At 35.2% G+C, this 8,736-nt stretch carries 10 protein-coding genes; all 10 read left to right on the forward strand.

The features are described from left to right. The first annotated feature begins 3 nt into the window (after positions 1 to 3). The gene (gene cysK / locus CN946_RS17750; RefSeq protein WP_098862354.1) at positions 4 to 924 is read left to right on the forward strand and encodes a cysteine synthase A; all 921 of its coding nucleotides are present in this window, start codon (positions 4 to 6) and stop codon (positions 922 to 924) included. Positions 925 to 1,069: 145 nt separating this feature from the next. After that, on the forward strand, positions 1,070 to 2,500 hold the full coding sequence (locus CN946_RS17755) for an anthranilate synthase component I family protein (RefSeq protein WP_098862355.1): 1,431 nt from the start codon (positions 1,070 to 1,072) through the stop codon (positions 2,498 to 2,500). Beyond that, entirely contained in the window at positions 2,497 to 3,084 is a 588-nt protein-coding gene (gene pabA, locus CN946_RS17760) for an aminodeoxychorismate/anthranilate synthase component II (protein ID WP_097979251.1), read from the forward strand. Before CN946_RS17755 ends, pabA begins: the two co-directional genes overlap by 4 nt. After that, on the forward strand, positions 3,081 to 3,953 hold the full coding sequence (gene pabC / locus CN946_RS17765) for an aminodeoxychorismate lyase (protein ID WP_098862356.1): 873 nt from the start codon (positions 3,081 to 3,083) through the stop codon (positions 3,951 to 3,953). The genes pabA and pabC overlap by 4 nt, the downstream gene beginning before the upstream one ends. A gap of 65 nt (positions 3,954 to 4,018) precedes the next feature. Continuing rightward, positions 4,019 to 4,792 carry a dihydropteroate synthase gene (folP, locus tag CN946_RS17770; protein WP_098862360.1) on the forward strand — a complete coding sequence of 258 codons (774 nt, stop codon included), beginning with the start codon at positions 4,019 to 4,021 and terminating at the stop codon, positions 4,790 to 4,792. Further along, on the forward strand, positions 4,785 to 5,147 hold the full coding sequence (gene folB, locus CN946_RS17775; protein WP_098862357.1) for a dihydroneopterin aldolase: 363 nt from the start codon (positions 4,785 to 4,787) through the stop codon (positions 5,145 to 5,147). Before folP ends, folB begins: the two co-directional genes overlap by 8 nt. After that, positions 5,144 to 5,641 carry a 2-amino-4-hydroxy-6-hydroxymethyldihydropteridine diphosphokinase gene (gene folK, locus CN946_RS17780; protein ID WP_098862358.1) on the forward strand — a complete coding sequence of 166 codons (498 nt, stop codon included), beginning with the start codon at positions 5,144 to 5,146 and terminating at the stop codon, positions 5,639 to 5,641. The genes folB and folK overlap by 4 nt, the downstream gene beginning before the upstream one ends. Next, complete coding sequence (locus tag CN946_RS17785; RefSeq protein WP_056474403.1) at positions 5,593 to 5,793, forward strand: helix-turn-helix domain-containing protein; 201 nt, start codon at positions 5,593 to 5,595, stop codon at positions 5,791 to 5,793. The genes folK and CN946_RS17785 overlap by 49 nt, the downstream gene beginning before the upstream one ends. 31 nt (positions 5,794 to 5,824) lie before the next feature. Continuing rightward, a complete protein-coding gene (gene dusB / locus CN946_RS17790) occupies positions 5,825 to 6,823 on the forward strand; it encodes a tRNA dihydrouridine synthase DusB (protein ID WP_098429617.1) in 999 nt (332 codons plus the stop codon). Between the two features lie 133 nt (positions 6,824 to 6,956). Then, a complete protein-coding gene (gene lysS / locus CN946_RS17795) occupies positions 6,957 to 8,438 on the forward strand; it encodes a lysine--tRNA ligase (protein WP_098862359.1) in 1,482 nt (493 codons plus the stop codon). Positions 8,439 to 8,736: the final 298 nt, after the last annotated feature.

An 8,736-nucleotide genomic window follows, 5' to 3' on the forward strand; every position in this document is an offset into this window, starting at 1 on the left:
GAAATGAAAGTTGCAAATTCAGTTTACGAATTAATCGGTAGAACTCCAATTGTAAAACTTAACAGATTAGTAGACGAGGACAGCGCGGAAATTTACTTAAAACTAGAGTTTATGAATCCTGGTAGCAGTGTTAAAGATCGTATTGCACTTGCGATGATTGAGGATTCGGAGAAAAAAGGTCTAATAAAACCAGGTGATACAATTATTGAACCAACTAGTGGAAATACTGGTATCGGATTAGCAATGGTAGCAGCTGCTAAAGGCTATAAATCAATTCTAGTAATGCCAGAAACAATGAGTATTGAGAGACGAAACTTATTACGTGCATATGGCGCAGAATTAGTTCTAACTCCTGGCCCTGAGGGAATGGGAGGAGCAATTCGTAAAGCTGATGAATTAGCAAAAGAAAATGGATATTTCGTTCCACAGCAGTTTAATAATATTGCAAATCCCGAAGTCCACCGTTTAACAACTGGTCCGGAAATTGTTGAACAAATGGGAGATCAACTTGATGCATTTATTTCAGGAGTTGGTACAGGAGGAACAATCTCCGGCGCAGGAGCTGTTTTAAAAGAAGCTTACCCTGGAATTAATATTGTCGCAGTTGAACCTGAAGACTCTCCAGTTTTATCAGGTGGTAAACCAGGTCCGCATAAAATTCAAGGTATTGGAGCAGGTTTTATCCCTGAAACATTGAACACGGATATTTATGATGAAATCGTTAAAATCAAAAATGACGATGCAATGGAGACGGCTAGAAAAGTAGCAAAAGAAGAAGGTATACTTGTAGGCATCTCTTCTGGTGCTGCAATTAGTGCTGCTTTACAAGTTGCAAAAAAACTTGGAAAAGGTAAAAAAGTACTTGCGATCATTCCAAGTAATGGAGAGCGTTATTTAAGTACAGCATTATTCCAATTTGAGTAATTTTTTGATGGATTAAATAATTAATTTAAAATCCCTTTGCAAGTGAGCAAAGGGGTTTTTTGTTTTTCCATAAAATGCTTTGATGTATACTTCTTACTTTTTGTGTAAAATGAAAAAAGAAGCGCTATCAGAGGGGGATATTCACATGAATTATGAAATCTTTTCAAAAGTTATCAAATATACTACACCTTTCTTTAAATACTTTGTAGAAACGGCAAAAGAGAAAAAGAATGCCGTTCTTCTTGAAAGTGGTCGTGACGGTAGATATTCAATTATGGCATCTAATCCTGTTGCGAAGTTATATGGGAAGGATAATAAATTAATGATCGAAGTAGGGATTAAAGGATGCTCCGGGAAAGTGGAGTATGAAGGAAATCCAATTGAATTAGCAAAGGAATATCTATCTAAATACACAACGGAAAAAAGAGATGACCTACCACCATTTCAAGGTGGGGCAATCGGTTATTTCACATATGACTGTAACCATTATATCGAAGACCTACCAACAATGGCTGAGGATGTCTACAATATTCCAGATGTTTATTTATTAATCTTCCATGAAGTTGTTATTTATGACCATGAAGAAAATCAATTATATTTTATTGTTATAGATGAAATGAAAAATGCTGATCAGGCACAAGAACGACTAGACTCTTTAGAAGAGTTCTACATTAGTGAAATAGAGCAAATCGATTTATCTAGAAGAACTTCTACCGAAGAGATTGAAAAAACAATTTATATGTCTGAACAAAAATTTACGGATGCTGTTGGAAATGTTAAAGAATATATCAGTGCGGGGGATGTATTCCAGGTTAATTTATCGGTGCTACAATCTGAGACGCTTGTAACAGAACCACTGTATATATATGAGCAGCTTAGAGAAATAAATCCTTCACCATATATGTCCTATTTAGATTTTGAAGAGTTTCAAATTGTTAGTTGCTCACCAGAGCTATTAGTAGCAAAACGTGATCAAGAAGTTTGGACAAGACCAATAGCGGGTACAAGATCTCGTGGTAAAACAGTTGAGGAAGAACAACAACTGATGGAAGAACTACGTTCCAATGAAAAAGAACAAGCTGAGCATATTATGCTAGTTGATTTAGAGCGCAATGATTTAGGAAGAGTATGCGAATATGGAACTGTTGAAGTAGACGAACTATTAGTAATCGAAAAGTATTCGCATGTAATGCACCTTGTTTCAAATGTTAGAGGTGAGCTACAAAAGGGTAAAGATTCATTTGACTTATTAAAAGCAGTATTTCCCGGGGGAACAATAACAGGAGCTCCAAAAATCCGTACGATGGAAATTATTGAAGAACTAGAGCCGACCAAGCGTGGCATTTATACAGGTTCTGTTGGGTGGATTAGCTTCACAGGAGATATGGAGTTGAACATTACGATTCGAACAATGATTACAAAAGACCAGCAAGCATTTGTACAAGCTGGTGCTGGTATTGTTATTGATTCTAGTCCAAAACATGAGTATTTAGAAAGTCTTAAGAAAGCTCAAGCTTTATGGACAGCTAAGAAAGTAAGTGAAGAAAAAGCAAAGATGGGTGGGAATGTAAAATGATATTAATGATTGATAATTATGATTCATTTACCTATAATCTAGTTCAATATTTAGGCGAATTAGGTGAAGAGTTAATTGTAAAACGAAATGATGAAATTACTTTAGAAGAAATCGAAGCATTAGCCCCATCTTATTTGATGATTTCACCAGGTCCTTGTACACCAAACGAAGCTGGAATCAGTTTAAAAGCAATTGAACACTTTGCTGGGAAAATCCCAATTTTAGGCGTATGCTTAGGTCACCAATCGATCGCTCAAGTGTTTGGAGGTGACGTAGTACGTGCAGAACGCTTAATGCACGGAAAAACATCTGCAATTACACATGAAGGTTTAGGATTATTTAATGATCTACCATCACCAATTGATGTGACACGATATCACTCTTTAATTGTTAAAAAAGAAACGTTCCCTGAGGAGCTTGAAATAACAGCTTGGACGAATGAGGGAGAAATAATGGCTTTAAAACATAAGACATTACCGATTGAAGGAGTACAATTTCACCCAGAATCGATTATGTCACAATTCGGGAAAGAAATGCTTAGAAACTTTTTACAAGCATATAAACCGTCTAGGAGTACAGTATGAAACTATATTTTAATGGAGAATTCTTGAACGATCATGAAGTGAAAATATCTCCATTTGATCATGGCTTTTTATATGGCTTAGGAGTATTTGAAACATTTCGGATCTATGATGGGCATCCATTTTTATTATTTGATCATTTAAAACGTTTAAGAAAGTCGTTATTAAACTTGAATATCGAATGGAATTTGCTAGATGAGGAAATTCAAACGATTTTAAATAGGTTAATTGAATTAAATGGTTTACAAGATGCGTATATGCGTTTGAATGTTTCAGCAGGTGAAGGTGAAATAGGTTTATACACTGGTCAGTATTCGAATCCAAATACCATCATTTTTATTAAACCTATGCATGAAAGTAATATCTTAGAGAAAGAAGGGGTAATACTAAATACCCCTCGAAACTCTCCTGAAGGAAAAGAGCGTTTAAAGTCTCATCATTATTTAAATAATATTATCGGTAAAAAAGAAATCGGTAACTCACCAAGTATAGAAGGTATCTTTTTAAACAAAGATGGGTTTCTTACAGAAGGTATCGTTTCAAATCTCTTCTTTATTAACCAAGGTCGATTATATACACCACACGTTGATACGGGAATCTTGAATGGGATAACGAGACAGTTCGTGATTCATTGGGCTAAATTAAAAGGGATTACAGTTGAAGAGGGCTTCTATACTGAACAAGAGTTGTTAAAAGCGGATGAAATATTTATTTCAAACTCAATCCAAGAAATTATTCCCGTTACAGTAATTGGTGAGCGGATTTTTAATGTTAGTGAAAGTAGCGTAATAAAGGATTTGCAGAAGGATTATAGAATTCATCGAAAATCCTTATTAAGCATGAATGAAATGGAAAGAAGTGAACAAGCGTGAGAAGAGCAACAAAACCCTTGATTTGTGGAAATTACTCATTACCAATTCCGAATGAAACAATTGTAATGGGGATTTTAAACGTAACCCCGGACTCATTTTCTGATGGTGGTCGATACAACGAAATTGAATTAGCGATACAACATGCAAAGAAGTTAATTGCTGATGGTGCAAAAATTATTGATGTAGGTGGGGAATCGACAAGACCTGGAGCTGCCATAGTTGACGAAGACGAAGAGTTAAGAAGAGTTGTTCCGATTATTAAAGCATTATCTAAAGAAATTGATGTCCCAATTTCCATTGATACATATAAATCTGAAGTGGCAAAACAAGCTGTTGAAGCAGGAGCTACAATCATTAATGACGTTTGGGGAGCAAAGAAAGACCCTAAAATTGCTGAAGTGGCAGCTGCATACAATGTTCCAATTTGTTTAATGCACAATCGAACAGATGAAAACTATTATAGTTTAATGAGTGATCTTGTCTGTGATTTAGTTGAAAGTATTAATATAGCAAAACGCGCAGGTGTAAAGGATGAAATGATAATTTTGGATCCGGGTGTTGGTTTTGCAAAATCGGCTGGGCAGAATTTAGAAGTTTTAAACCAAATGGAGCAAATCAAAGCATTGGATTATCCAGTGTTACTTGGTACTTCACGAAAAAGGTTTATAGGGGAGGTTCTTGGTACTGAAGTACATGAGCGAATGGAAGGTACAGGGGCTACAGTCTGTTTAGGTATTATGAAAGGCTGCGAAATTGTCCGAGTACATGATGTATTAGCGATTTCCCGTATGGCTAAAATGATGGACGCAATGTTAAGGATTGGAGTAAAAAATGGATAAAATTTATGTTACAGGTATGAGATTTTATGGGTACCATGGTGTATTTAAAGAGGAGAAAACATTAGGGCAACGATTTAATGTTGATTTAATTGTCGAATTAGATACAAAAAAAGCAGGAGAAACAGATGATTTGGCGTATTCAGTAAGTTACGCAGACTTATTTAAAACCTGCGAAGAAGTAGTTCAAGGTCAGTCTTATGATTTAGTTGAATCAGTGGCTGAAGAGATTGCCAAACAATTATTAAATACATATGATTTAATTCAACAATGTACTGTAAAAGTCATAAAACCAGATCCACCAATACCAGGAAATTATGATTTTGTAGCAGTTGAAATAACAAGAGGTCGCATATGAAAAATGAATCATATTTAAGTTTAGGAACGAATATAGGCGACCGAGAAGGTTTTCTTACAAACGCTATTAGGGAATTAGTGAATCATCCTGACATTCAAGTAGAACAAATCTCTTCTATCTATGAAACAGACCCAGTTGGATACGTAGACCAAGATCCATTTTTAAATCTCGTTATTAAAATTTCTACCAATTTAACACCACTTCAATTACTTGATGTTACGCAAGGAATCGAACAAAGCCTTGGTAGAAAAAGGGAATTGCGTTGGGGTCCAAGAACGATAGACCTTGACATTTTACTCTATAATCACGAAGATATAGAAGTTGAGCACCTAAGAATACCGCACCCGAGAATGTTTGAAAGAAGCTTTGTATTAATCCCCTTAAAAGAAATTAACCAATCAATTAAGGTTGAAACTAAATTTTTAGAGGATAAAGGAGTTCGATTATGGAAGCTGAAAAGTGGGGTAGACGGATTAGGGCTTTTAGAAAATTAAAAGGTTTTACCCAAGAAGGCTTTGCAAAAAACCTTGGAGTTTCTGTTTCTGTGTTAGGTGAAGTTGAGCGAGGGAATCGTATGCCGACTGAACAATTTTTGCATGATTGTGCAAAACAATTAAAAGTAAGTGTAGAGGAATTATCAATATAGAGTTTTCTTGTAGATAGAAGGAGGATGGGATGTGCTAAAAATTGGTGACATCGAGATGAAAAATCCCGTCGTATTAGCACCGATGGCTGGAGTTTGTAACTCAGCTTTCCGTTTAACTGTAAAAGAATTTGGTGCAGGTTTAGTATGCGCAGAAATGGTAAGTGATAAAGCTATTCTTCACAATAATAAAAGAACATTAGATATGCTTTATATGGATGAACGTGAAAAGCCATTAAGCTTACAAATTTTTGGTGGAGAAAAATCAACATTAGTTGAAGCTGCTAAGTACGTTGACGAAAATACGAATGCAGATATTATTGATATTAATATGGGATGTCCTGTTCCTAAGATTACAAAAGTAGACGCAGGAGCTAAATGGCTTTTAGACCCAAACAAAATTCATGAAATGGTATATGCTGTAGCACAGAATGTTAGTAAACCAGTTACAGTTAAAATGCGTCTTGGATGGGATGACGATCACATATATGTAGTAGATAATGCAAAAGCAGTTGAAGCAGCGGGTGGAAAAGCAGTTGCGGTCCATGGACGAACTCGTTATCAAATGTATGAAGGGAAATCTGATTGGAGCTGGATTAAAGAAGTTAAAAATCAGGTTTCGATTCCGGTAATCGGTAATGGTGATGTGGAGACTCCTCAAGATGCCAAGCGTATGTTAGATGAAACAGGCTGTGATGGTGTAATGATTGGTCGAGCTGCATTAGGAAATCCATGGATGATTTATCGTACAGTTAAATACTTGGAATCTGGTGTATTAATGCCTGAGCCAGAAGCGCGTGAAAAAATTGATGTATGTTTATTGCATTTAGACCGTTTAATTGATTTGAAAAATGAACATGTAGCTGTATTGGAAATGAGAAAACATGCAGCATGGTATTTAAAAGGTTTAAAAGGTACTGCATTAGTTCGAAATCAAATTAACGAGGTTAGTACTCGTGCTCAAATGGTTGAAGTGTTAGCAACATACGTTAATGAAGTGGAAGAAAAAATGAAAGCTACTCAAGCTTTGTAAGTTTGACAGGTTTCGCTTGACAAAATATAATAAGTTATAGTAAACAAAACTGCCGGATCGAAATACTGGCAGTTTTTCTATTAAAATCATATTGTATTTAAATATTTTTGAATAATTACGTGGAGTTGAGAAAATGAGTCACGAAGAATTAAATGATCAAGCCCTTATACGTAGGGAGAAATTAAAAACACTTGAAGGAAAAGGTATCGATCCATTCGGTAAAAAGTTTGTGCGCACACATTCTTCAAATGATTTATTAGCACAATTTGACCAGTATTCTAAAGAAGAATTAGAAGAAAAAGCGATTGTTGTTTCATTTGCAGGTCGAGTAATGACTAAACGTGGTAAAGGTAAAGCTGGATTTGCACATGTTCAAGATTTAAATGGACAAGTTCAAATCTATGTTCGTAAAGATGCTGTAGGCGAAGAACAATATGAAATCTTTGATATTACTGATTTAGGTGACATTGTAGGTGTTACAGGTGTGGTATTTAAAACGAATGTAGGAGAATTATCTATTAAAGTTAAAGAATATACATTCCTTTCAAAGGCGTTATTACCACTTCCTGATAAATTTCATGGTTTACAAGATGTTGAGCAACGTTACCGTCAAAGATATTTAGATTTAATGAATATGGAAAGCCGACAAACATTTATTGCTCGCAGTAAAATTATCCAATCTATGAGACGTTATTTAGATAGCCAAGGTTATTTAGAAGTTGAAACTCCTATGCTACATGCTATTGCAGGTGGAGCTTCTGCAAGACCGTTTATCACTCATCATAACGCGCTTGATATGGAATTATATATGCGTATTGCAATTGAGCTACACTTAAAACGACTAATTGTAGGTGGACTTGAAAAAGTTTATGAAATTGGTCGCGTATTCCGTAATGAAGGTATTTCTACTCGTCATAACCCAGAGTTTACGATGATTGAATTATATGAAGCTTATGCTGATTATGCTGACATTATGGAACTTACAGAGAATCTAATCGCTCATATCGCTAAAGAAGTTTTAGGTACTACTACTATTCCTTACGGTGAGTACACAGTAAACCTAGAGCCAAAATGGACTAGACTTCATATGGTAGATGCGATTAAAGAAGCTTGTGGAGTAGATTTCTGGCCAGAGATGTCAGTTGAGCAAGCAAGACAATATGCTAAAGAACATAATGTTGAAGTTAATGAGAATATGTCTGTTGGTCATATTATTAACGAATTCTTTGAACAAAAAGTTGAAGAAACATTAATCCAACCTACATTTATTTATGGTCACCCTGTAGAAATTTCACCGCTTGCGAAAAAGAATGCTGACGATCCACGATTTACTGATCGTTTTGAGTTATTTATTGTGGCACGTGAACATGCTAACGCATTTACAGAGTTAAATGATCCAATTGACCAAAAAGAGCGTTTTGAAGCACAGCTTAAAGAACGTGAGCTTGGTAATGACGAAGCACATATGATGGATGATGATTACATCGAAGCATTAGAACATGGTATGCCACCAACTGGTGGTCTTGGAATAGGTATTGATCGATTAGTTATGTTGTTAACTAATTCTCCTTCGATCCGTGACGTTCTATTGTTCCCATTAATGAGACATAAATAAGATTTAACTAACTGGCTGAAGGAATATTTTTAGCCAGTTTTTTTATGATTGGATGTATCTTTTTAAAGGAATAAGGACATCATTTATTTATTGGAATCTGGTAGAAACTATCTGAATAAAAAGAATTTAAAATTAGGTATTGTATTTTGTTTTTATAGATGTTATATTATTAAACGTTGTCACATTAATTCGAAACGACAACGAAAAAAACTTAAAAAAAACATTGACAACATTCAACAGAAAATGTTAAGATGTTTAAGTCGCCTCAGAGCGACATAGTGAACTTTGAAAACTAAAC

The organism is Bacillus sp. AFS053548 (genome assembly GCF_002575105.1).
Lineage (GTDB): Bacteria > Bacillota > Bacilli > Bacillales > Bacillaceae_G > Gottfriedia.

What these genes read in the sequence shown, in the direction of transcription:
- cysK (WP_098862354.1), top strand. Translation starts at nt 4, where the DNA reads ATGAAAGTTGCAAATTCAGTTTACGAATTAATCGGTAGAACTCCAATT.
- CN946_RS17755 (WP_098862355.1), top strand. Translation starts at nt 1,070, where the DNA reads ATGAATTATGAAATCTTTTCAAAAGTTATCAAATATACTACACCTTTC.
- pabA (WP_097979251.1), top strand. Translation starts at nt 2,497, where the DNA reads ATGATATTAATGATTGATAATTATGATTCATTTACCTATAATCTAGTT.
- pabC (WP_098862356.1), top strand. Translation starts at nt 3,081, where the DNA reads ATGAAACTATATTTTAATGGAGAATTCTTGAACGATCATGAAGTGAAA.
- folP (WP_098862360.1), top strand. Translation starts at nt 4,019, where the DNA reads ATGGGGATTTTAAACGTAACCCCGGACTCATTTTCTGATGGTGGTCGA.
- folB (WP_098862357.1), top strand. Translation starts at nt 4,785, where the DNA reads ATGGATAAAATTTATGTTACAGGTATGAGATTTTATGGGTACCATGGT.
- folK (WP_098862358.1), top strand. Translation starts at nt 5,144, where the DNA reads ATGAAAAATGAATCATATTTAAGTTTAGGAACGAATATAGGCGACCGA.
- CN946_RS17785 (WP_056474403.1), top strand. Translation starts at nt 5,593, where the DNA reads ATGGAAGCTGAAAAGTGGGGTAGACGGATTAGGGCTTTTAGAAAATTA.
- lysS (WP_098862359.1), top strand. Translation starts at nt 6,957, where the DNA reads ATGAGTCACGAAGAATTAAATGATCAAGCCCTTATACGTAGGGAGAAA.